Annotated in this window: 21 protein-coding genes; 10 read left to right on the plus strand and 11 right to left on the minus strand. The window is 46.5% G+C overall.

The window, feature by feature from the left end; all coding sequences use genetic code 11:
• Positions 1-14: 14 nt before the first annotated feature.
• Positions 15-1,031: a TMAO reductase system periplasmic protein TorT gene (gene torT / locus LZU85_RS02925; protein WP_237286320.1), complete on the minus strand. Its 1,017-nt coding sequence runs from the start codon at positions 1,029-1,031 to the stop codon at positions 15-17.
• Between the two features lie 109 nt (positions 1,032-1,140).
• Here torT and torS point away from each other — a divergent pair, with 109 nt between their 5' ends.
• A complete protein-coding gene (torS, locus tag LZU85_RS02930) occupies positions 1,141-4,089 on the plus strand; it encodes a TMAO reductase system sensor histidine kinase/response regulator TorS (RefSeq protein WP_237286321.1) in 2,949 nt (982 codons plus the stop codon).
• 179 nt (positions 4,090-4,268) lie between these two features.
• Here torS and LZU85_RS02935 read toward each other — a convergent pair whose 3' ends face one another.
• A complete protein-coding gene (locus LZU85_RS02935; protein WP_237286322.1) occupies positions 4,269-5,744 on the minus strand; it encodes a carboxypeptidase M32 in 1,476 nt (491 codons plus the stop codon).
• 231 nt (positions 5,745-5,975) lie between these two features.
• Between LZU85_RS02935 and LZU85_RS02940 the strand changes: the two genes are divergently transcribed.
• Complete coding sequence (locus LZU85_RS02940; protein ID WP_176297198.1) at positions 5,976-6,611, plus strand: LysE family translocator; 636 nt, start codon at positions 5,976-5,978, stop codon at positions 6,609-6,611.
• Positions 6,612-6,753: 142 nt separating this feature from the next.
• On the opposite strand, the gene LZU85_RS02945 is transcribed toward LZU85_RS02940, so the two are convergent.
• The 3 genes from LZU85_RS02945 to msrB form a co-directional block, all read right to left on the minus strand.
• On the minus strand, positions 6,754-7,827 hold the full coding sequence (locus LZU85_RS02945; RefSeq protein ID WP_237286323.1) for an OmpA family protein: 1,074 nt from the start codon (positions 7,825-7,827) through the stop codon (positions 6,754-6,756).
• A 389-nt stretch (positions 7,828-8,216) separates the two neighbouring features.
• Complete coding sequence (locus LZU85_RS02950) at positions 8,217-9,233, minus strand: GGDEF domain-containing protein (RefSeq protein WP_237286324.1); 1,017 nt, start codon at positions 9,231-9,233, stop codon at positions 8,217-8,219.
• A 406-nt stretch (positions 9,234-9,639) separates the two neighbouring features.
• Positions 9,640-10,782, minus strand: a complete 1,143-nt coding sequence (gene msrB, locus LZU85_RS02955; protein ID WP_237286325.1) for a peptide-methionine (R)-S-oxide reductase MsrB — start codon at positions 10,780-10,782, stop codon at positions 9,640-9,642.
• Between the two features lie 147 nt (positions 10,783-10,929).
• Here msrB and LZU85_RS02960 point away from each other — a divergent pair, with 147 nt between their 5' ends.
• Positions 10,930-11,328: an OsmC family protein gene (locus LZU85_RS02960; protein ID WP_047111874.1), complete on the plus strand. Its 399-nt coding sequence runs from the start codon at positions 10,930-10,932 to the stop codon at positions 11,326-11,328.
• Positions 11,329-11,451: 123 nt separating this feature from the next.
• On the plus strand, positions 11,452-12,000 hold the full coding sequence (locus LZU85_RS02965) for a sugar O-acetyltransferase (RefSeq protein ID WP_015727642.1): 549 nt from the start codon (positions 11,452-11,454) through the stop codon (positions 11,998-12,000).
• A 57-nt stretch (positions 12,001-12,057) separates the two neighbouring features.
• Here the strand turns inward: LZU85_RS02965 and LZU85_RS02970 are convergent, their stop codons facing one another.
• Together LZU85_RS02970 and LZU85_RS02975 are read right to left on the minus strand one after the other, a co-directional pair.
• Positions 12,058-12,744, minus strand: coding sequence for a helix-turn-helix transcriptional regulator (locus LZU85_RS02970; protein WP_176297156.1), 687 nt, complete (start codon positions 12,742-12,744; stop codon positions 12,058-12,060).
• A gap of 44 nt (positions 12,745-12,788) precedes the next feature.
• The gene (locus LZU85_RS02975; RefSeq protein ID WP_011082494.1) at positions 12,789-13,103 is read right to left on the minus strand and encodes a hypothetical protein; all 315 of its coding nucleotides are present in this window, start codon (positions 13,101-13,103) and stop codon (positions 12,789-12,791) included.
• Between the two features lie 160 nt (positions 13,104-13,263).
• Here LZU85_RS02975 and yjjG point away from each other — a divergent pair, with 160 nt between their 5' ends.
• Positions 13,264-13,938, plus strand: a complete 675-nt coding sequence (gene yjjG / locus LZU85_RS02980) for a pyrimidine 5'-nucleotidase (RefSeq protein WP_176297157.1) — start codon at positions 13,264-13,266, stop codon at positions 13,936-13,938.
• A gap of 3 nt (positions 13,939-13,941) precedes the next feature.
• On the opposite strand, the gene LZU85_RS02985 is transcribed toward yjjG, so the two are convergent.
• Positions 13,942-14,661, minus strand: coding sequence for a lipoate--protein ligase family protein (locus LZU85_RS02985; RefSeq protein WP_237286326.1), 720 nt, complete (start codon positions 14,659-14,661; stop codon positions 13,942-13,944).
• 55 nt (positions 14,662-14,716) lie between these two features.
• Complete coding sequence (locus tag LZU85_RS02990) at positions 14,717-15,871, minus strand: aminotransferase-like domain-containing protein (RefSeq protein ID WP_237286327.1); 1,155 nt, start codon at positions 15,869-15,871, stop codon at positions 14,717-14,719.
• Positions 15,872-15,984: 113 nt separating this feature from the next.
• Here LZU85_RS02990 and LZU85_RS02995 point away from each other — a divergent pair, with 113 nt between their 5' ends.
• The 3 genes from LZU85_RS02995 (at position 15,985) to LZU85_RS03005 (ending at position 18,627) form a co-directional block, all read left to right on the plus strand.
• Complete coding sequence (locus LZU85_RS02995) at positions 15,985-16,854, plus strand: AraC family transcriptional regulator (RefSeq protein ID WP_237286483.1); 870 nt, start codon at positions 15,985-15,987, stop codon at positions 16,852-16,854.
• 74 nt (positions 16,855-16,928) lie between these two features.
• Positions 16,929-17,633 carry a phosphonate utilization transcriptional regulator PhnR gene (gene phnR, locus LZU85_RS03000; protein WP_237286328.1) on the plus strand — a complete coding sequence of 235 codons (705 nt, stop codon included), beginning with the start codon at positions 16,929-16,931 and terminating at the stop codon, positions 17,631-17,633.
• Positions 17,634-17,841: 208 nt separating this feature from the next.
• A complete protein-coding gene (locus LZU85_RS03005) occupies positions 17,842-18,627 on the plus strand; it encodes a phosphotransferase enzyme family protein (RefSeq protein WP_237286329.1) in 786 nt (261 codons plus the stop codon).
• Positions 18,628-18,717: 90 nt separating this feature from the next.
• On the opposite strand, the gene LZU85_RS03010 is transcribed toward LZU85_RS03005, so the two are convergent.
• Both LZU85_RS03010 and LZU85_RS03015 read right to left on the minus strand, forming a co-directional pair.
• Positions 18,718-20,202 carry a peptide MFS transporter gene (locus LZU85_RS03010; protein ID WP_237286330.1) on the minus strand — a complete coding sequence of 495 codons (1,485 nt, stop codon included), beginning with the start codon at positions 20,200-20,202 and terminating at the stop codon, positions 18,718-18,720.
• Positions 20,203-20,570: 368 nt separating this feature from the next.
• Positions 20,571-21,941, minus strand: a complete 1,371-nt coding sequence (locus LZU85_RS03015; protein ID WP_176297171.1) for an L-serine ammonia-lyase — start codon at positions 21,939-21,941, stop codon at positions 20,571-20,573.
• Positions 21,942-22,098: 157 nt separating this feature from the next.
• Here LZU85_RS03015 and LZU85_RS03020 point away from each other — a divergent pair, with 157 nt between their 5' ends.
• Both LZU85_RS03020 and LZU85_RS03025 read left to right on the plus strand, forming a co-directional pair.
• On the plus strand, positions 22,099-22,995 hold the full coding sequence (locus LZU85_RS03020) for a YdcF family protein (protein ID WP_237286331.1): 897 nt from the start codon (positions 22,099-22,101) through the stop codon (positions 22,993-22,995).
• A gap of 153 nt (positions 22,996-23,148) precedes the next feature.
• Positions 23,149-24,081, plus strand: a complete 933-nt coding sequence (locus LZU85_RS03025; RefSeq protein WP_176297172.1) for an exopolyphosphatase — start codon at positions 23,149-23,151, stop codon at positions 24,079-24,081.
• Positions 24,082-24,236 lie beyond the last annotated feature (155 nt).

Raw genomic sequence — 24,236 nt, forward strand, 5'->3', positions numbered from 1 at the left:
TCATTAAGCATAATTTATCGCTGAGATTCAACTGCTTTAACATCAAAAATAGGCCTGTATTCGGATGGCGATAAAGACTCTTCGATAGTTGAGACATTCAGCGTGTCTGGAGTGAGCGGTTGAATGATTGGACTGCTGTGGGTTTCATATTGTTGCTGACGCAAATAGCTCACCGCTTGTTCAACGGATAAACGTCCTTGAAGCACCATTTTATCGGTTGGCGCAAACTCGATTTTGTTGCGCAGTAGACCGCGATAAATCCCATGGCTGAGATAGGTTGAGATCAAGCCTATTTCACCCGTTTTGTTCGCACTTCGCAGCTCGCTGATGGCGGCCTCCATGGCGACCGCACTACCGACTAAATAATCGACATCAGGCATGTCAATCGCCTGTTGTACCAGATTACGCTGCAACTCTTTGTCGTTGTCCGCCCAGAAACTTTCTATAATGCGAATGTCGCTCCCTTCAATCGCTTCTCGGAATCCTTTATCAACGGGTTTGGTGCCGCCGCTGCTTTTGGGGCCAAGCAAAAGAACCACCTTTTTTACCCCTGAGCCTGCGGGATGTTTTTGTGCAAGATATTGACCTGCTTGATGACCCATCCAGTACCAATCTACACCGACGCTGCCTTTAAGGTTTTGGCTCTGCTTCTTGTCCAGAATCAGTTGGTTTACCGTGGCAAAAATGGGGATGTTTCCCGTCCATTTCTGTAGGTTCTCGCTGAAAGCGAGTGGGTCAACCGTGCCCAAAATAATGGCATCGGCGCCCCATTTACTGCACAGCATCAATTGTTGCTGTTGTTTGGTGGTGTTTGGATAACCGCCAGCTTCGAGTACGCGCAAATTCACATTTTCTTTTTGCGCCTCAGAAACCATGCCGTAGTTCACGGAGAGCCAATAAGAGTCTTTTAAATGCGGATAGATGGCGCACAGTTTTTCTGCCGCTTGTACGGTGCCCATCGACAGTAGCGAGAGAGAAACTGGTATAGTTTTGCGCAAACAACGCGAAAAAATGTGCTTAGTCTTTAACATGCGGCAAGGTTCATTGGCATAGATGGAAGATACGTGCAGAATATAGCGTATTCTCCCCGGCGAACCAATGCTGATGTAGCAATGGCCGATAGGTTAGGTTTAGAAACGTATGTTATTAGCAACAGCAAGTATTGGGCGTAAACTTCTGCTTTCGTTCATCGCCATGGCCATGTTGGTGATGTTCTCAGCACTGATTGGTGTGTCAGGCTTTTCCTTTGTCGCAAAAACCGAGCGAAACGTCGTCGATACAGCCATCCCGGCCATGATTGAAGCGCGTCAAGTCTCTGAGCTCAGCTCACGTATCATTGCATCGGTTCAAACCCTCTCCAACGCGAAAAACGAAGACGAACGGAAAATGTCAGGTAAGGAGCTGTTTGCCCAGTTGGAATCGTTGCTCACTCATATTAAAGCCTTAGGGGGCGGAGAGTCATTTGATCCGTTATTGCTTGAGCGTTTGGAGTCTAACGTCCAAGGTGTGATTGATAACTTAGCCGATCTTGGTGTGTCGGTTGAAAAGAAGTTATGGCTGGCTAAAGAGATAGAAAGCAGGGTAGAAGAAATGCGCTTGCTGAGCGAAGAACTGGAGCAGCTTACTCGCACACAAGTTCTGAACACCAGCACGATTGCGGTTGCGAACGTCACTCATATTTATGATTTATTACAAGATGGTAAAACCAAACAAGCCTACCAAGCGTTAGATGCCTTGGTCGAGGTGGATTTAGACCTATCGGAGCGACTACACGAACTTCATCTGTTGGCTTTTAAAATGCTCAATCAGATTGAAGAGGCTCGCACATTGACCAACATTGACCGAATTCAAGATGTTAGAAATGAGTTTGATGCGAATCTGAAGATCATGGTTCGTCGAGTTCAAGCTGTTGAAGATCCGACTCGTTCAGCACAAATGTCACACTTACTCAGCGAACTGGGTAAACGACAAGTGGTATTCAATATTCTTCGCCAGCAGTATCAAAATGAGCTCGAGTCACAACAACTGATGCAGAAAAACTTGGCGCTGTTTTCTGAACTGAACGGCACGGTAAACAAGCTGGTAGATGACTCAAATCAAACCACAACCAATGCGGTCACGGCGTTAACCCAAACGCTCAATCTCGCTCAACTGATCCTAACGGTGATCTCACTGGCAGGTTTAATTGTCGCTATCGTCATTGTTTGGCGAGTGGTGTACGTCTCAGTGGTCAGGCGTTTGACCGAGTACTCTGCGGCATTATTACAAGTCGCCCAGGGTAATCTCGATGTTGAGTTGCACGTTCGCGGTAACGACGAGTTGGCTCATATGGGGCAAGCCATTATTACTGCTAGAAACACGGCTCAAGCGTTAAAAATTGTTGCGGAAGGGGAAGCCAAAGCGAAACGCGAGCTGCAAGAACACAAAGAGCACCTTGAAGAACTCGTGACGGAGCGGACGCGACAGTTGCAGTTGACGAATGAAAAGCTCAATCACGAAGTACTTAATCACGCTAAGGCACGCTCTCAAGCCGAACAAGCTAACAGAGCTAAATCAGCGTTTCTTGCTACGATGAGTCATGAAATCCGCACACCGATGAATGGGGTGCTGGGCACGGCTCAATTGCTGATGGATTCTGGGTTGAACCCTTTACAAAAGCGCTATGCCGACATCATTAACCGCAGTGGTAAGAATCTATTAGCGATTTTGAACGACGTGCTGGATTACTCCAAAATCGAAGCTGGCCATTTGGAGATCCGTGAGTCAGCGTTTGAGTTGCATCAGATGGTGGAAGATACGTTCCAACTGATGCAAAGCAGAGCCGCTGAGAAAAATTTGACCTTTAGCTACCATATTGAGGCGGATGTCTCTAAGTATTGGCGTGGCGACGTTACTCGAATTAGCCAAGTATTGAACAACCTTGTGGGAAATGCGATCAAGTTTACCCCTCAAGGTTCTGTGGATATCTACGTCTGTCTCGATGCCAATGATGAGCGTAGGGTTAGTTTTGAAGTCGCTGATACGGGCATCGGTGTTGCAGTTGAAGAGCAAGCTACGCTCTTTGACGCGTTCACTCAGGCCAGCGGCGGACAACAGTCTGCAGGTGGTACAGGACTGGGTTTAGCGATAAGCCGACGCATCATTCAGGCCATGGGTGGGGATATGGACATGGATTCGCAAGAGGGGGAGGGAAGTCGTTTTTGGTTCTCAGTGCCACTAACTCCGTGTGACGCCATCGAACCAATCGTCGATACGCAATGGTCACAATGCCGCAAAGCCAAAATCCTATTGGTTGAAGACAATGCCGTGAATCGAATTGTTGCTGAAGGTTTTTTAAAGAGCCTGGGACACAGCGTTGTCATGGCCGAAGATGGCGCGGATGCGGAATCGCTGTTTGAACCCAACGGTTTCGATCTTGCGCTTGTGGACATTAACTTGCCTGATTGTAATGGCACTGAGTTGATACATCGCCTAAAGAAACTCGAGGGGGATTTCGCGAGAAAAACGCCTATGGTTGCCGTTTCTGCTCATGTATTTAACGAAGAAGTCGAAAGTTATCTCGCGTCTGGCTTTGATGGTTTCCTTGCAAAACCGCTAGAGAGGGATGCTCTAGAAGTGCTTATCCAAAAAATGTTGGAAGGTAAGGAACGGGTCGTGAATGATGATGGTGTTGACGATGACGCTCTGGCCAAATGTAACGACGGCAAAACAGCGCTGCCATTAGATAGTGCATTAGAGGAGGCTGCTGAGATTATCGATCCCAAAGTGGTGCTTGCGGATATGCAAGTGCTTGGGCCACGCAAGATGCGTGAAATTGTGGAACTGTTTAACAGTAGTTCCCAAGAGATCTTGCAACAATTGCAAGAAGAATCGCAAGCAGGCAATGAGGCGAAAGTTAGAAGCTTAGCGCATAAGCTAAAAGGAAGTGCGGGCAGTTTAGGGCTAACCGCATTGATGATGCTCTGTCGCGACATTGAAATCGATCCGTCATCGAACAATCGCTATCTTCAGCTGAAAAGTCAGCTTGATGATTGTGTAAAACAAAGTGCTATGGTGCTGACTACGCTTGTTTCACGCGGTGTCCAATAAGTTTAGAAGAACACGGCTTATCCACGGCGTTGTTTTACACCCACAGTTTTTTAGTCTGGTCGGTAAGATAAGGCAAATAGCATGCCTTGCTTTAAGTTCTAACAAGCTTGGCGATGATGAGAGCAGTGGAAGGCTGGTGACAATCATTGTCACCAGCCCACGTTTCTAGCGTTGGGTGATTAACCCAGATAGCGAGATTTCAAGTGCTGCATAAAATGCGTTTGGTTAAGGACTTCACCAGTGGCTTGCTTTACTAACTCATCCGTTGTTAACAGGCTACCTTTGCTCCAAATGTTAGTAGACAACCACGTGAAAATCGGCGTGAGATCGCCCGATCCTATCGCTTGTTCTACATCCACTGTTTGCTTCATGGCTGCCATAAACTGCGCGGCGTACATTGCACCTAAGGTATAACTTGGGAAGTAGCCGAAAGAGCCATCGGTCCAATGGATATCCTGCATACAACCATTTTTATAGTTACCTTCAGTCGATAGTCCGAGATAGGACTTCATTTTCTCGTTCCAAAGCTCAGGCACGTCGGTGTGCTTAATTGCGCCATTCATCAAATCGCGTTCAATTTCATAGCGTAGAATCACGTGCGCTGGATAGGTCAGTTCATCGGCATCGACACGAATGAAGCCTTTCTCGATATGAGTATAAATTTTGGCCAAGTTCTCTGCTTGGAACTCATCACCTTGAAAATGGTTTGCTGCCAAACGCGATAAATGATCAACAAACGGCTGGCTGCGACCCAGTTGCATTTCAAAAAACAGGGATTGAGACTCATGAATACCCATTGAACGAGCTTGGCCCGCTGGGTTCCCAGAAAATGCCTTTGGCAATCCTTGCTCATAACGTGCATGGCCAGTTTCATGAACAATCCCCATGAGTGATTGAACAAACTCTTTTTCGTCATAACGAGTGGTAATTCGCACATCGGTTGGTACACCGCCACAGAAAGGGTGAACACTCTCATCGAGGCGGCCATGTTCAAAGTCAAACTGAAGCAGCTTCATGACTTCTAGGCCAAGTGCTTTCTGCTTTTCTGCTGGATAGTGACCGGTTGGTAGCTGAGTGTTGTTTGATTTTTGCTTTTCAATGGCTTCATCAATCAATGATGGTAGCCACGTTTTTACATCGGAAAACAGAACGTCAAGAGAAGCGGAACTTGTGCCTGGTTCGTAGATGTCGAGCATGGCATCATAAGGAGAACTCCCCGCCGCATCTGCACGAATTTGAGCTTCTTCTTGCGATAGTTTCACCACGTCAGCCCAGTTTTTCTCAAAACCTTGCCAATCGTTATTGCCCCTTTGCGTGCGCCATGCGTGTTCACATTTTGAACCCGCTAGTGATTGTGCTTGCACCAAAGACTCGGGTAAGAGTGTCGCCTGTTGCCAGCTGCGCTTCATTTCACGTAAAACAGCGCTTTGTTCATTCGATAGTGACTCTTGAGAAGCCTGTTCGAACAGGTCGCCCAATTGTGGCTGGGTCATCAGTGAATGAATATGTACTGACAGTTCTGCCATTGCATTTGAGCGGGCTTCTGCACCCCCGGATGGCATGACTGCGGCTTGATCCCAACTGACAATGGCACTTAGGTGTTCAAAGTGGGAGACTTTTTGGGAATGTTCGAGGAGTTTTTGAAATGCGCTCATGTGACGTCTCTTTATGATTGTTCTATCCATATCTCCTTCATGCACTAGGCACATAGTGCTTAACAATGAAGGTTCCAAATTGCGCTTTAGTGCTGCACATAAAGCGAAAGATGCATTGTCCCTAATTCATCGGATTTGTACAACTCGGAAACGTTTCCTTCGAGTACTACTTGCACAGAGCGAACTTTAAGAGTATTGATGTTCACACTTTCAACGTCATTACAACGATATATGGATATTTTAAACTTCGAAGCTTTCTTAATCGCGATTACAATTTTGACTCTGACGCCGGGATTAGACACTGCATTGGTGATTCGCAACACCAGCCGAGGTGGGCTTAATGATGGATGTGTCACCAGCCTAGGCATTTGTACAGGTTTGTTTGTGCACGCGTTGTTTTCTGCAATCGGCATTTCGGCCATTCTTGCTCAATCCGCAGAGCTTTTTCAACTGGTGAAAATGGTCGGTGCTGTTTACCTGATTTGGTTGGGGTTAAGCAGTTTGAAAGCTTTGTTTAAAAGCAATAACGGGATGTCTGTCAACGAGAGCCTAAGTAAACCATTTAATGCTAAGCGCTCGCTTCGTGAAGGTTTTCTATCGAATGTGCTGAACCCAAAAACAGCGGTGTTTTATTTGGCTTTTTTACCCCAGTTCGTAAACCCTGAAGGGTCGCCGATTGTTCAATCAATGACCATGGCAGGTATTCATTTTGTGATTGCAATGGTTTGGCAATGTGGCTTAGCGGGGGCGCTCAACTCGGCAAAAAATTTACTTAAAAATGCGAGATTTATGAAGTGGATGGAGGGAGCAACAGGTGCGGTGCTCGTTGTATTGGGCGTTAAACTCCTGGCCGAAAAGCCAATGTGAGTCAACAGCTTGATTACTGTTGAAGACACATAATGGCGACGGTGGTGCTCTTACATGAGTGTCTCTAGTCAGTGTTCCGCAAACACGATTTTAGCTTATAACAAAGGGAGCAGCTTGCTCCCTTTGTGATTAAGCAGAGAGATTATTGTGTTGGTTGTTGTAACTCTTGGTACTCAAAACTTGGGATGGTTACTTCGACCCGACGGTTTTTAGCACGGCCTTCTGCCGTCTTGTTAGGCGCGACGGGTTGAGATTCACCTGCGCCAACAACCGTTAGTTGTTCCAGTTTGACTCCCCGTGAGACCAAGTAATCAGCGACAGCTTGAGCACGTTGCTCAGAAATTCTTTGATTTACCTTTTCTGAGCCCGTTGAATCTGTGTGACCGACGATGTTCGCTTGTGCGTCAGGGAACTTAAGCAATGCTTCCGCCAACGGGTCTAAGGCCTGTTTGCCACTGGGAGATAACGTACTGCTACCCGTGGCGAAAAGCTCTTGGTTGAACTGCTGGTTAGAGAACTTACTCACCCATTCCGGTTTCGGTTCAGGTTTTGCCTCTTCGACTAAAAGGATCGGCTCTGCCACCACGGGTTCTGATTGCACTTCTTCCGTCGCCCTTGGTTCAACAGCGGTTTCTTTTGCCGCAGCGGCAGTGGCAGCAGCAGAACTTGCACCCCCAAATAGATAAGTAATACCAATAGCAAAGAAGTTGGCATCCATATCTTGCACAATCTCATCAGACATATCTTGATAGCGTTGGTATTCTGCTCGTGCTTTAAAGCTTTCTGTTAGCGCATATTCAATACCAAGAGAGCCAGTAGGGACAAGGTCTTTGTCTTCACCATAAAGCATATAGGCTGCGCCAAGTTTAACAAATGCATCTAACTTGTCATTGATGGGTAGATTGATTTTCGGAGCTAAGGTGAAAGCCGCCAGTTTTCCTTCGGAGAAATAGCCATTGGAGAAATTTGCTTCGTATTCTCCAAGCATATCGATGCCTAACTCGGCAGAAATGACCTTATTAAAGTCATAACCATAGTAAACGCCAAAACCAAGGGACTCATCGTCACACGGAGAGTCCAAATAGCATGCATCATCTAGGTTAGCGTAGCCAATTTTACCGCCAAAATAGAGATCTGACCAAGCCGCATGCGCAGCCCCCGTAAACAAACCACTGCTAGCGAGCACCGTGGAAAGGGTGATGGCTAATTTTTTCATATATTTCCCTTACTGTTTAAGGCTAAATAATTCCTTTATTGTCCTAATGCAGAACGCTTGGAATGCAGTGCTGAGCTCAGTTGACCTAACTATGCATTCAACAGGTTTATACTAGCACTGAAAGATTAACCAAGCTGTGATGTTAAAAGATTGATTTAATATTTGAGTGATTACGTGATCGTTTACACAAAGTGTTTGAGCAAAATGACGGGGAGTGTTTTATTTTTGCTAACTAAAATTGAGTGATTTGAGGTGATGTTGCACAGTGGAGCTACGTTGATGAGTAAACGTAGCTGCTTAGGTCTTAGAATTGGTATTCGGCTTCATTATAATAGGAGAGCCAGAAAGCCGTTAGCGACGGCATAGTTTTCACCGATAACGGACTGGGGCTAAATCGGCATAACGCGATTGCGTCCTAGTTGTTTGGCTTCGTAAAGTAACTTGTCTGCACGTTCGATCAACGATTCTGATGTTTCATCCGTTTTAAGTTCAGCAACGCCAAATGATGCCGTGATATTTTCTACTTGTCGTCCGGTACGTTTATCTTTTACTTGCAGTTTTTCTATCGTCCGGCGTAGAGATTCGGCAAACTGACGAGCGATACGAAGCGTTTTGTTTGGCACAATCAACGCAAACTCTTCACCGCCAAAACGATAGGCGGAAATACCTTCTCGACAACTCATTTGTAAGCGTTTGGCTATGGCTCGTATAACCGTATCACCAAACAGGTGACCATAGTTGTCGTTAAACGTTTTAAAATGGTCGATGTCGAGTAACACAATACTAAGATTTTGCTGCGAGTTCACAAGGGCCTTAAGATCACTATCGAATGCGCGTCGATTATAGATGCCTGACAAACCATCAAACAGGGCATCTCGTTGTACCTCTGCCAACTGCTCTTTGAGTCGTGAAATTTCGCTACTCGCATTGTTTAACTGACTAGTCAAAAAACGGGTAGAGTGACGAATTTCGCGCGACTCTGTCACCAACTCTCGAATAACCCCCATCACTTCTTCGATACTCAAGCCTTCGTCTTCGACTTTCTCTAACTTGCTGAAATTCTTATCAACGAGCGCTGAAAAAGAGGAAGTGTCCGCAATAGTATCCGTCATGGAGCTTGCAACCTCGAGCAACAACACTTCAATGTTGCTTCTCAACTCCTTCATACTGGTTTCCGCTTTGCTTGCTACGTAGTTGTTGTAGAGTTGCTCGTTCGTCGCGGGTGGGCAGATACCGTAGTTTTCTAAAACGGTATCCATTTCCTGGTTGAGTTGAGGAATGGTGTTGTCCACGTAGGTATACCAAAGGGCATAGTTTGCTGGTGTAGCCGCTACGTGATTCTTAATCATCAAAGGTACCGCTTTTTTTAAGTTGGCGGTGGATTTCTTAAAGTCGTCGCTTGTCATTCTAATTATGCTTTTAACGATAGCTAACAATCATATAGCTAAGAGTAGCGGAACAATGATTGTAGTGCTTTAATTTTTATCATTTTTGAGCAGGAATTATTAAAAAAATCTATGCTGCAAGCAATCAATTTAATAATAGGTCGTCGATCTATTGATTTTTGAGATTGAAGAGAAAGGTTCCGCAATGAAGTGAGAAAGAGGGTGTTGAAACAACTGCCTTACCTCTCGCGGAACACATTTGGGAAAGTGATGTGCAACAAGGTTGTTTGCAATGAGTGAACCTTAAACCAGAAAATTGGTAAAATCCAGTTTGAAATCACAGTTTGTAGGTATGAGACAAATTGAAAAGAAAATGCGGGACACAAAATGTGCCCCTCATTGGAGAATAAACAGAAAATCGACCTTGTTATTGGAACAGGGTTAAATACTCGCCGTAACCCATTTTCTCCATTTGAGCCACAGGAACGAATTTCATGGCCGCTGAATTCATACAATAACGCAATCCGGTTGGTGCGGGTCCATCGTCAAAGACATGGCCTAAGTGCGAATCCGCAAACTTGCTTCGCACTTCTGTGCGTGGGTAAAGCAGTTTGTAGTCGGTTTTGGTGACAATGTAAGCCGAGCTAATCGGTTTGGTAAAACTTGGCCAACCTGTGCCGGATTTATACTTGTCCGTTGAAGAAAAGAGTGGCTCACCAGAGACAATATCGACATAGATACCCGCCTCTTTGTTATCCCAATATTCGTTGTTAAAGGGTCTTTCAGTGCCTTCTTTCTGTGTGACGTAATATTGTAAATCTGTTAGTTGTGCTTTGATCTCTTTGTCTGATGGGCGCGAGTAGGTTTTGGCGTTTTTCGTCAGTGTTTTCTCATCAATCAACTGACGCAGTGTTTTGGGTTGCTCGACGCGATCATTGCCAAAGACTTTATCGAGATACTGATCACGACCAGAGGCGTGGCGGTAATACTTGTATTTCAAGCTACTTTTTTTGTAGTAGTCCTGATGGTATTGCTCCGCGGGATAAAACGCTGTGTACTCAATCAGTTCCGTTTTAATTGGTTTTGGGTAGATCTTCGCCTCATCGACTTCTTTAAGAAACCGCTCCGCAATCTGTTTTTGCTCGGCAGTATGATAAAAAATAGCAGGGCGATATTGTGGACCTCGATCGACAAATGAGCCTTTATCGTCGGTAGGGTCAATATGGCGTAGGAAGTAATCTAACACCGCTTCATAGCTGACAACGTTGGGATCGTAGCGGAATTGAATCACTTCAATGTGACCCGTTTTACCCGAGGAGACTTGTCGATAAGTCGGATTCGCCATCTCGCCACCCGAATAACCAGACACTACATCATACACCCCATTCAGTTTTTCAAGGTCTGATTCAGTACACCAGAAACAACCTCCAGCTAACGTTGCTACTGGCAAGGATGCCAAGTTTGGTGCGGTTTTGTCCATGGTATCGGCAACGCCGACTTTGGCGAGCAGAGTGAACATAAGTGGCAGCGCAATGGCTGCGGAAATGAGTAATTTGCTGAGTTTTTTCATTACTACCTCAATGGAATTTATTGAGAACATACGTAACAAGAAAGGCCAAAGGACAAAAAAATTTCCTAGAAATGCAATTTTCCGTTGCTATCCGGTTTTAGCTGGCTAGAGTAGAGCCACTAATGGTCAATGTTGAGAATAGAAGCCATGCAAGCAGAAGTTAAGTGGGTAGAAGATTTTAAATTTTTGGGTACCTCGCAGTCAGGACATTCCGTTGTTATGGACGGAAATGGTGGTGCAACGGCGCCAAGCCCTATGGAAATGGTGCTAATGGCTGCGGGTGGTTGTAGCTCTGTTGATGTGGTAGACGGTCTGAAGACGGCAGGTCAAAAAGTGAGTTCTGTGAACGCAAAACTGACCACTGAACGTCGTGAAACCGCTCCACGAATTTTTACCGCAGTGAACATCCATTTCGTCGTTTCGGGTGAACAGCTTGATGAAGCGATCGTGGCAAAAGTGGCGGCGGACTCTCTCGAAAAATATTGTTCTGTGTGCTTGATGCTCGGTGCAGGAGTGGAAATGAGCCACAGTTGGGAAATCGTTTAAATCCAAACGACCCAAATAACTCGTTAAAGCGGAAGAGAAAAGTGAAGGCTTTTCTCTTTTTTCTTTTTGACTTGTGGTTAGGATGGATGAGTATTTTTCGTCACTTAGGATGAGGTGTATCCGATGACTGAATTTGAAAAAATGAATTCCGGGCAAATCTTTGATGGCGCGGATGCGGAAATTGATGCGATTCGCAATCGTGCTGCGGTGTTATTGAAAGAGATCAACGCAGCAACGGAAACAGAACAACGCATCACACTGCAAAAACAGCTCTTTGCCAGCATGGGCAACAGTTATATCCAGCCACCATTTATGTGTGAATTTGGCAAAACCATCTCTATTGGTGAGGAAACGTTCATCAACATGAATGTTGTGATGCTGGATGGGGCGCACATTACGATCGGCAGCCACGTGTTAATTGGCCCGAGTTGCCAGTTTTATACCGCTTCTCATTCTCTTGATTACCGAAGCCGCCGCCAGTGGGAAACCTTCTGCAAACCGATTGTTGTAGAAGATGATGTTTGGATTGGTGGAAATTGCGTTATCAATCAGGGGGTCACCATTGGAGCTCGTTCCGTCATCGCTGCAAATTCGGTCGTCAATCATGATGTCCCGCCAGACTGTTTGTATGGGGGCACCCCAGCGAAACTGATTAGACGGTTAGACAAGTAGCGCGAACACGTTATCGACACCGTTGATGCGAAAAACGCTCAGGTTGGTTGTTCGCTATCAATCCTTTGGTTCGTATTGCGCTAGATAGTGCTTGAGCGATTTGCTTGCGGTTGTCTCAAACTCTTCATCGTGCATACGCAGCGCTTGGATTCGGTCGAGGCGAAACTGACGGTAATCTTGGCGAAGTTCGCACCAGGCGACCAGCGTCCAAACCTTGCCCCAAAAGAACTGGCCAAGAGGTTGGATTTTACGTTCAGTGGTTTGGCCGTTTTCATCTTGATAATCGAGGCTGACCTTAAAGTGATGTTCAATCGCGTGTCGCAGCAGTTGCCCGCGCTTTGCGGTTTCTGAATAGGTATGAAACTCTGGCACAATGAGAGGAAAATCTTCCACTTGCTGTTTGAGTTTATCCGGCAGGACCGAAAGAATCTTGATGGAGGCGGAGCGCGACGCGTCGGCCAATTCTGCATCTGACCAAGCTCGCACCATTCGCATACCAAGTTCCAGTGCCATCATCTCTTTTTCAGTAAACATCAGCGGTGGCAGGTGAGAACCACTTTGGAGTAAGTAGCCAACGCCCGCTTCTCCTTGAATGGGAACACCAGAGTGAATCAGTGATTGAATGTCACGATAAATCGTCCGCTCGCTCACTTCCATTGTTTCGGCAAGTTGCTTGGCGGTGACTGCGTAACGCTTTGAGCGTAATAGGGTGAGCAGTTCAAATAGTCGTTCCGATTTACTCATGGTGTTCCTAAATTAAACAAACTGGGTTAAGTGATGCTGGTCGATCACTGAGTGCTGCATGAACTCATTTTGATCAACTGATGCTGCATCACTAATGATGGCTGTTCGATCAACCCCATCAATGGTTGGCAATCAGGGCAAGCCATAAACTGTTCACCAGCATTCTTGGCATCGTCCATTGTTTGCCAGTAAACAATGTCTGTCCAACGATTCGTGGTGCTGTCGTGACTTAGCGAGCGATAAAGAAAACCGGGCAGAGTAGCGATAAACCGATGGCTTTGTTCTGTCGCTGTAACGATGTCCTGCTCTGTTGCCCCTTCCACTAACGTGTAGCTTACTAACTCGATAACTTGTTCCATGAGAGATTCTCCTGTTGTGTGATAGTCGAACTCACATTAGCTCTCTTTGCTGTCAGAACGTGTCAGTAGCCGAATCCCGGTAAACGTTCGCTGAAACTCGCATCTTGAGGTTACTTGGGTATAAACTAGCGAAAAATGAGTTGGTTGTGGAAGTAAAACAATGAAATACGAATGGATCTGGTTTGATGCAGACGAAACCCTTTTTCACTTTGATGCCTTTAAAGGCATGCAATTGATGTTTGCCCGTAAAGGGGTGGATTTCACGCAAGAGGACTTTCAAGAGTATCAAACCGTCAACAAGCCACTTTGGGTAGACTACCAAGATGGCAAGATCACCGCAGAAGAGATCAAGCATCGACGTTTTGCTGATTGGGCGAAAAGACTCGACACCACGACTTTAGAGCTTAACTCAGCGTTTCTCGATGCCATGGCCGATATTTGTACTTTGCTGCCAGGTGCGCGAGAACTAATGGAAGCACTGCACGGCAAAGTGAAGATGGGCATCATCACCAATGGTTTTACTGAATTGCAGGCAGTACGTTTAGAGCGCACCGGAATGAGCGCCTATTTCGACAAAGTGGTGATCTCAGAACAAGTGGGCGTTGCCAAACCGGATCTCGCCATTTTTGACCACGCGCTGCAAGTGGCAGGATTACCATGCAAAAGCAAAATTCTGATGGTGGGCGACAACCTTCACTCTGACATTCTAGGCGGACTAAATTTTGGTATTGAAACCTGTTGGTTGCAACATCCTCAAAGTCAAGCAGACGACGATATCGTGCCAAATTACACGGTTGCCTCTTTGCATGAACTGAAAGAAATCCTGTTTGCGTAAAGCTTAGGTGTGCGTTAAGAAGGCCTTGGTCAGAGATTGCATAATGTGGTCGATGGAAGGCCTTTGTGCTATTTGCTCAAACAACGGCGTATGCACATCGGCAAGGATCTCCGCATTATGATTGCTCAGCTGGTTACATAATTGCACGGGTTTGACTATCTCGGCCATATCGGCATCGATCAATAAGCACGCTTGAGCAAGGATGATTTGTCCTCCTGATTTTTTCAGCAGCACACGTTGTGCAGTACCCACAATTTTTTGCCCAGCAATGTTGAGATTGTAGTCACCATCACAATAAGAACCCGGTGTGGCATGAACATCAGCCTCTAAGCCATATTGCTGAAAAAAGCCGCGCAGAGTATCACACAGCTTCAGATAGGCTGAGCGGATGTCATAAGCTTGATCTTGCGGCCAGTGGTAAAGGTGCGAGAGGTTAATAATGCCCGGCACCTGTGGCACAGGCGCTCCACCGGTTTTTCGTGCCGCCAGTTTCCAGCCAAGCTTAGCCAATTCAGCGCGCAAATGTTCGGTTTGTGGCCATTTATTACCCGCGGGTAGCACAAGCGTGGGGTGCTTTACTTGCCAGAGCAACAGCACTTGATCGAGTTCACCAGCCTGTACCTGTTTGATCAATGCCTCTTCCCGCTGGAACAGCGTTTCTGCATCGATACTGAGATAGCGAATTAATCGGTTTTTTGTAGCCACAATGTTCCTCACACCCATTACGACGACGATGAAAAAACCGCCCGTAGGCGGTTTAGTCTCGATCTTTCTGTTCTTAAACCAAGGCCAGTTTAAGACCTTCCGCCAATCGCGTCACGGCTTCTTTTAACTGTTCTGGCGTGGCATTGGTGAAGTTGAGACGCAGCGCGGCTTGCGCTTTTTGTCCCGCAGGATAAAACACCGGGCTAGGGACCACTGCAACACCATTGCCGAGTAGTGACTTAGCCAGTGCGAACGTATCGCACTCTGGTAGCGTTACCCACACAAACATACCGCCATCGACCGATTTCAACTGACAGTTTTCAGGCAACTGCGTTTGCAGCGCCTCTGCCAACACTTGGTAGCGAGATTGGTATAGCGCGCGGATTTTTTCCATATGCTCTGGGAATTTTTCATGCTCCAGCAAACCAAGCAGTAACGCTTGCATCGGCACGCTGGAATGAAGATCGGCCCCTTGTTTTACTTTGATCAACGGTTCTAGGTAGCTGACTTTGCCTGTCACGATACCAATGCGTAGACCCGGAGAGGCGATCTTTGAAAACGAACGAAGCACAATAGAATCTTGCGGGCAGAAATCTGAAACCAGCGGCAGTGCTTCACCTTGGAAGCGAAGCTCGCGGTATGGCGCATCTTCAATAAATGCCACTTTGTGCTCGATACACAGTTTGGCGACCTGTTTGCGCGTTTCGAGTGACCAACACACGCCCGTTGGGTTGTGAAAATCAGGTACGGCGTAGAACATTTTTGGCGAATGTTGCTTAAAACACGCTTCAAGTTCGTCAAGATTGGGCCCTTCTTCGGTTTGAGAAACCGTGGCAATGTTGGCACTGACAAGGCCAAACACTTGCATCGCACCAAGATAGCTTGGCGCTTCCATCACCACAGTGTCGCCCGGGTTAATATAAGCGCGAGCGATGAGGTCGAGCCCTTGCTGTGAACCGGTACACGCCATTGCCATGTGCGTTTCAGGCAGCGACATGTAGGTTTTTAGAAAGTTAAGCAGCGGGGCGTAACCCGCTGTGGCACCGTATTGGAATACTTGCGGCATTTCCGAGAGTTTTTCCAATGTCGGTTTCATTAACTCGATCGGGAAAGTTTGCTCATCAGGCAAACCACCCGCAAGAGAAATGACACTAGGATCGCTCGCAGCAGCGAGGATTTCGCGAATATAGGACGATTGAATTTGTTGTAACGAACGAGCGATTTCCATTGTGTTTCCTGTCTGTCTTTTATTTTGTTTATTCGACTGATAGTACATGGGGTTGAGTTTTGTGAAATGTCCATTTATGCTCTTGAATATGTCCATTTATGCTATTTTCGTTGATGAGCCAGCAGCACATATCCCGTATCAATGACGTTCTTTACTTCATTCATCAAGACATCAGTCGTGAACTGTCTGCCAAAGCACTGGCCGATGTGGCTGCTTACTCTGAGCAGCATTTTCATCGTGTGTTTAAACAGGTGGTCGGGGAGTCCATTCATCAATATATTCGGCGCACTAGAATGGAGTACGCAGCCAATCAATTGATGTTTGATACGCGCTCATCGGTACTCGATATTGCCAACAAATGCGGTTTTAGCTCGGTCTCTTCGTTTAGCCGAGCGTTCAAAGCGACATTCTCAATGGCACCCGGAGAGTGGCGTTATCACGATTTACACATCTCCGACAAACCCTATTTGAAGGATCCCGAGGTGGCTGCGGGTTATCATCGTGTGGCGAAACGTACCTTACCCGAACCGAAAATTACCGAGGTGCCTGAACGGATGGCAGCGTATGTGCGCCATGTGGGGTATAACCGATCGATCAAAAATGCGTGGCTGATCCTCAAAGCGTGGGCAAACAGTGAAGGGCGCTCATTTGAGGTGCAATTTGGCTTGCACCATTCCAATCCAGCGTGGGTTGAGTTGGATAAGTGCCGTTATGTGGCGTGTATCGCGATAGATAAGCCTTTGAAATATCGGGGAGTGGTGAATCAAATGGTGATTCCAGGTGGTTTGCACGCGGTGTTTCGTCTGCATGGGGTGTATGGTGAATTGTTGCCTCAAATCAGCATGGTGCTGGAAAAATGGTTACCAGGCTCCGGTTTCAAACTGCGCTCAACGCCCGCCTATGTGCACTATCACAGCAATCATTTTGTCAATGAAAGTGAAGCGTTCGAGCTGGACTTTTATCTGCCTATCAGTTTTTTCTGACGGCTACTGTTATGCTCTGCGGTGGCGGAATACTGCAGATGGCTGTTTGATTTGGAAAAAGGAACGAAAACGTCGTGCAATACGTAAAGATTAAAGAGGCGATAGTCGAGCAAATTGAAGAGGGCATGTTGGCCCCAAGACAGAAGTTGCCCGCCGAGCGAAAATTGGCCGAGTCATTCGATACTACTCGTGTTACGTTGCGTGAGGCGCTATCACTTTTGGAGGCCGAAGGGCGTATCTATCGCGAAGACCGCCGAGGTTGGTTTATCTCGCCTTTGCCGTTGCGTTACGACCCAATGCAAACTCTGAACTTTACCAATATGGCGTTAGCGCAGAATCGAGTGCCGAAAACACAACTGCTCGGCGCAAAAGCGATGTTAGCCAACAAAGCGGCGGCTCGCTTGCTTAATCTTCAGCCATTTTCGGATGTGCTGCGTGTTGATCGTGTGCGTTATCTTGAAGATCGCCCGGTGGTGTACGTCACAAACTATGTTCGCCCTGAGTTGTTTGCCAATCTGTTAGACCACGATTTATCGAACTCACTGACGGATATCTATCGTGAGCACTTTGGGGTCCGCTATCAGAAAACGCGCTACCGTATTTCTACCAGTACCTTGTTCGGAGAGATGGCGCAGGCGCTACGCGCAACTTCTGGGACACTAGCTATGGTGGTAGAGCGCATCAACTACAACCAACAGGGTGAGTTAGTGGATTGCGCGATTGAATATTGGCGTCATGATGCGATTTGCATTGAATCTTGCGCGCAATTGGGTGGGTGAGCCAAACAGTCGTACCACCGATTTTCTCTGCCCGCTGTTTATTAGTGTCATTAAGGACAACTGGCTTACAGATTGTTGCAAAAACGGGTGAGATATCCGCTGTAACTTGGCGTCTATTGATTGTAAGGCTCATCTTGTTCACTGATACCATGTGAGACAAATTTAGCGCAAGTTACATTCGGTTCAATGCCATCAGGGAGTTAGAGTTATGGAAGAGCTAAAGGGTGGCCGCGATGGCGCCGTTTTTCGTCAAGGAAATTGTGTAATTCGTCCCGTCAGTGCCGCAACGCCTACCATTCATAAATTATTACGCCATCTCCATCATTATGGGTTCCATGCTTGCCCGCTTCCTTTTGATTTGGAATCGGCTACCGAGAGCGTCAGTTATCTCAAAGGCGATTGCTATAACTATCCGCTCAGTGGTCGGATTACCAGCATTAATGCGCTTAAATCTGCGGGTCGATTACTCAAGCAACTGCATGACGCATCACAATCTTTTCTCAGTTTACATTCGCATGAGAACCTACACTGGATGCTACCAGCAAGGCAGCCTGCAGAGGTGATCTGCCACGGTGACTTTATGCCTTACAACGTTGTGCTGGATGAAGAGGTGGTGGTGGGCGTGTTTGATTTTGATACCGCGCACCCAGCGCCAAGAATTTGGGACATTGCCTTTGCGGTTTATGGCTGGGCACCGTTTAAAACGGATGAAACAGATAAGCTTGGCAGTCTAGAAGAGCAAATTAACCGCGCACGGATATTTTGTGATGCCTATGAATGCAGTCGTTTACAGCGAGAAGAACTGGTTGAAACCATGACGTTAAGGCTGACCGCGCTGGTGGATTACATGCGAACTCAAGCCAGTGAAGGCAATGCGCAGTTCGCAGAAAATATCGCACAAGGCCATCACTTGGCCTATCTGAATGACATCGATTATCTCAATAAATATCGCCACGCGATCACTCAAGGGCTACTGCAAGGTCTTGCGAGATAAACGACTCAAACGCGAAGAACGAATGATGGCATCGTACGATCAAAAAGCCCGCAAAAATGCGGGCTTGATTCGTTTAGAATGCGTCAGTGATTAACCTTGCATTTCAGCTTCGACCAGTACTTCAGGCTGCTCGCTCTCTTTTGCTGCATCCAGCATCTTACGAATCACCCAAGAGGCGGCCAGCGCCACACCCACCATGACAACCGCTAATACGGTGAGCAGTTGGAAGTAATCACCATAAACCGTTTGCACGATCTCTTGCGTAATTGCTTGACCTTTCTCTAGGGCGATAGAAGTAGAGAATACCGCGCCAACGATGCCACTGAGCGCAAGCGCCACAGAGAACAAGCTGACAGAGAAGTTCTCAATGTGTTTTGGTGCAACCGATAGGATAAACGCCACCACCATGGAGCCCACGATAACTTCAGCAATCGCTTGGAAGAAGTGAATCGCGAGGAAAATCTCCGGTAGGATGATCACATCTTCACTGATATTGATGACTGCGAAGGTCAGGATACCAAAGGCAATGGCGGTTAAAACAAATGCCAAAGCAATCTTTGTTGCTGTTGAGAGGAAGATGTTGCGCTTCTCTAGCATTGCAAAGAAACCTGCCACGATAGGACCACCCACCATACACCACAATGGGTTCATCGCCATGGCCGCTTCTGGCTCAAGTGGAATGAAACCAAAGAGGTCGCCTTTTAGCGTATTGATCGCCACCATGTTCATCGATGTCATCATCTGACCGTAGTAGACGAAGAAACATGTGGTCAGGAAGGTCACGATTAAGATGGTGCCCATCTTCAACGACTCTGACTTGCTCACTTTAAACATCAAAGAGATGAAGTAGAGGATGGCTGCGCCGCCAATGGCGTAAACGATGTTTTGGCCAATCGCCATGTTTGAGAACATGAAGAACACCAACGCAATCATGGCTGCAGAAATCACAGCGAAGAAGAGCCAGTTGCTAAAACTTACAGACCGTCTGTCCAAATCCGTGGCAACACCCACCAAGTCTTTGCGGAATATAATCAAGGTGACCAGCGCTGCTGCCGCCATCACGGCTGAAATGACGAAACTGCCGTTAAAGCCTATCACCAGCACCAACATTGGGAAGAGGTATTGACCCAAAAAAGCACCGACGTTGTTGACGGAATAGTTGATCGGGTAGCCCTTTTCAAAATCTTCTTGAGAGTTGAAAGTGCGCTTGTACAGGCTTGGGTAGGATGGCGACATCAAGCCTCGGCCATAGCTGGCCAACGCGATGCCACACATTGAAAGGGGTACATTGCTGGTGGAAGCACCAAATATTAACAGCACATAGCCGGAAGAAAACGCAAGGAATGCGATAGTCAATGAACGATATGCGCCTAAAAACTTATCAGCGATAAAGCCACCCGCAATCGCAAACAGGGGACCGATGGCAGAGAATGCGCCAACGATCATCATCGTATCGGCTTCGTTGTAATTCAGATCCTCTAAGAAAAAGCGCGTTAAGCTAACGAGCACGCCGTAAAATGACAAGCCAAACATCATTTGGCAGAACATCATCGATTTATTGAGTTTATTCCACATAATTTATTGCTCAATGTTGATTGATATGCAGTGGTTATAACTGGATATGTTGTAGATTTTTGAGTTGTAATATCTTGAAACAGTTTTCGTGCAAAGTAAAAGCTATTCACTACATATTCTAATGACAAACGATTGCTTAACTAATGGGTTGTTCTAAATCAAATGCGATGATTGGGATAATGTTCGCCAGATGAAATTAATGGTAGATTTTTGTTAAATTTCACAAATGTGTTGGTACTGGTAAGCAAAAGCGAGCAGAAAAAGGGAAGAATAGAGGGGGCATTGAGTTTATGCGTAAGCCATACAACGAAAGGGCAGCAGCGCTACCCTTTGCGATGGTTGTTTAATCAGTTTGATGAAATAACGGGCTATTCACACGGAGGCGCCATGTGAATCAGAGCCAAACCGCCGAGCGAGGTTTCTCGATATTTTTTATTCATATCTTTGCCCGTTTGGTACATGGTTTCGATCACTTTATCTAATGAGATGAGGCACTTACTTGTGCGCTTTAAGGCCATACGCGAAGCGTTTATCGCTTTCATTGCGCCCATCGCATTGCGTTCAATACACGGCACTTGAACCAAGCCGCCAATCGGATCGCACGTCATGCCGAGTGAATGTTCCATCGCGATTTCTGCGGCAATGCAAATTTGCTCGTTGCTGCCACCCCGTAATGCGGTCAATCCCGCCGCAGCCATTGAGGAGGAAACACCAATTTCACCTTGGCAGCCCACTTCCGCTCCTGAAATCGAAGCATTGGTTTTGTATAAAATGCCAATGGCGCCAGACACAGCAAGGAAGTCTTTCAATTGTTTGGTATCGAGCTCTTTGATGAACTTGTGGTAGTACATTAGCACCGCTGGAATCACACCCGCTGCACCGTTGGTTGGGGAGGTGACCACTTGTCCGCCTGCCGCGTTTTCCTCGCTGACGGCGAATGCGAACAGGTTAATCCAATCCATGATTTCCATCGGATCGTTTTCAATCGCGGCATTGGCTTCGAGTTTTTTCAACAAGTTCGGCGCACGGCGAGTCACATTTAAACCACCATCAAGAATGCCTTCGGTCTCAAAACCGCGCTTCATGCACAGGCTCATCACTTTCCAAATCTGCTCGGCTTTGGCATCGATGGTCTCCATATCGTGGAACATTTGCTCGTTACGCAGCACCATTCCACCGAGGCTAAGCCCGTTCTTTTCTGCCATTTCTAGCATTTCATCGGCATTTCTAAAGGGGAAATCCACCTTCACAGCGGATTCTTTCTTGCCATTTTTAAGTTCATCTTCGGTCGCAATAAAGCCTCCACCAATCGAGTAGTAGGTTTCAAAGTGGATACGTTGATTGGTTTCGTCGAACGCACTGATGGTCATGCCATTTTCGTGCAGAGGCAAATTCTCGGTATGGAAAAGAATATCGCTGGCAAAATCGAACTCAACAAAACGTTCACCACGCAGAGATAGTTGGCCTTCCTGAATCGCTTGGCGCATTGCTTGATTGGCACTGCTAATACGAATGGTATCGGGACGATTACCAAGCAGTCCGAGAATCACCGCTCGGTCCGTGTGATGGCCACGGCCAGTTAGTGATAAAGAACCGTAGAGATCGACTTGAATTCGTTGCACTTTATCAAGATCATCGCCCAATAATTGCGTAAACTGGTAACCCGCAATCATGGGACCATTGGTATGGGAGCTTGAAGGGCCAACACCGATCTTAAAAATTTCAAAAATAGACAGCATAATAACTTCCTATCTGACAACCTGCTAATAAGTATGGATGAAGCAGTGAGTTGTACCAGTTGAACTTGGATATGTATGTTGAAATTTTGTTAATTAATTTCGTTGCGGTGAAAATAACGTCAGTTTAGGTAAAAGTACAGTAGAAGATGAGAGTCGAGTGAGCAAAACGAGAGATCTGTTAATAAAGGCCGAAAAACCACTGATCATTGTATTAGGTAAGAGGCTGTTTAATGACACGTTAACCGCTGAAGGGCGCAGTCGTGTAGAGGCTTTGGTCGACGCTCTGGCGGTTGGTCGGCTGGCGCTGACCACATCTATTGCTTTTTGCGGTGGAGTCACACAAGGTCAAACGGTCTCAGAAGCCAAAGCGATGTACGATTATTTCTGCCAGCTGTGCGCCGAGCGACATGTGCGCTTTCGGGCAGAAAATGTGTTGTTAGAAGAGCGTTCGACCAGTACCGTCGAGAATATCTTTGAAGTCTCTAAAGTGCTGCTTGAAAGTGGCGAATGTACAGCGGGCTCAGCACTTCATGTTACCTTTGTTTCAAACGACTACCACCTCAAACGCATTTTTGAAATTCAGCAATTGATGGACGAGCAAGGTTTGTTGCGTGTATTACGCGAGCGGTGTGCAGAGCAAGGGGCTGAGCTTTCCATTAGCTATCGCGTGGCCGATCATATCAGTGTGCCATATCCTCATTTTGGCGTGGATGCGCAACTGTTTTTGCTTATCGATGAGCTCACTACATACCGAGTCTATTTAGAAGGGGTTGCGCGAGGTGTGTTTGCTCGCTCCTTAGCCGAGGTGCGTACCATACCGTATCAACTGGCGCAAAGTGCATTGCAAAAAATTAAACCCATATTGCGCGCTCATCCTGAATATACCGGATATTTTTATGATTTTGCCCAGTTACAGCAGTGGATTGAAGCGAGTGGGGTTGAACAAGATAGTCAGACCATCGCGCAAATTGCTCGGCTGTTTAACCGCACATTGATTCGCTTAAATCGCCAGTTCGATCCCGAACAAAGTGGAACAGGTGAGAAAGCGAGTTGAGTGATTTGGAACTTAGCGCACGCTCGACTACGCTTAGAGTAGCTTCAAAGTGGTGAAGCTCCGATTTTTACCATTGATATTAATAGGTTTGTTGCGCCACTTTTCATTCTGCGGTTATCGTATCGCAACTCATCATTGGCAAAGGAAATGTAAATGTCACAACAAAAATTCCGTTTGGTAACTCGCAGTGATTTTGACGGCTTGGTTTGTGCGGTTTTATTAAAACAACAAGATTTGATTGATGAGATCAAGTTTGTGCATCCCAAAGATATGCAAGATGGCCTTATCGAAATCACTGAAAACGATATTGTCACCAACTTGCCCTATGTTGCTGAAGCTCACCTTGTTTTCGACCACCATCTCTCCGAAACCATTCGCAATCGCGGCCGTCATGCTAATCATATTATCAATCCTAATGCGCCATCTGCCGCGCGAGTGGTGTGGGATTACTATGGTGGCACCTCGGTGTTCCCCGTTGAGTGGATGGAAATGATGGAAGCGGTAGACAAAGGTGATTCTGCTCAGTTTAGCCGCGACGATGTCTTAGACTCGAAAGGGTGGAACTTACTCAATTTCCTAATGGATGCACGTACTGGTCTAGGGCGTTTCAAAGAATTTCGTATTTCAAACTACAGCCTGATGATGGATCTCATTGACTACTGTAAAAACCATACCATTGAGCAAATTCTAGACCTGCCAGATGTTAAAGAACGTATTGATTTATACCGCGAGCACGAAACGAAGTTTAAAGAGCAGGTCCAACGTTGTGCCACAGTTCACAAGAACCTAGTGTTACTGGATTTAACCAATGAAGAAACCATCTACGCTGGTAATCGCTTCATCATTTATGCTCTGTTTCCTGAGTGCAATATTTCGATCCACAAAATGTGGGGATTTCAGAAGCAAAACGTGGTGTTCGCGACGGGTAAATCGATTTTCGACCGTGGCTCCAAAACGAACGTCGGTGAGTTGATGCTGAAGTACGGTGGTGGTGGGCATCAGGCAGCAGGTACGTGTCAGATCAATATTGAAGATGCCGAGCGGGTTCAGGCGGAACTGATTGAGCAGATAAATCTGGATGGGTAAATGCTAAAAGCCTCGCAATCGCGAGGCTTTTTACTGGTCGCTTAACGGTCAATCGAGAAATAACCCCTACCTATTGTAAAGAAGCGACAATCAATGCCATAGGGGAACTGAGCTTTGAGCGTTTCTGTTGTTGAGGTTTCATTAAGGAAAAGTAC

Source organism: Vibrio floridensis, from assembly GCF_021852965.1.
Classification (GTDB): Bacteria; Pseudomonadota; Gammaproteobacteria; order Enterobacterales; family Vibrionaceae; genus Vibrio; species Vibrio floridensis.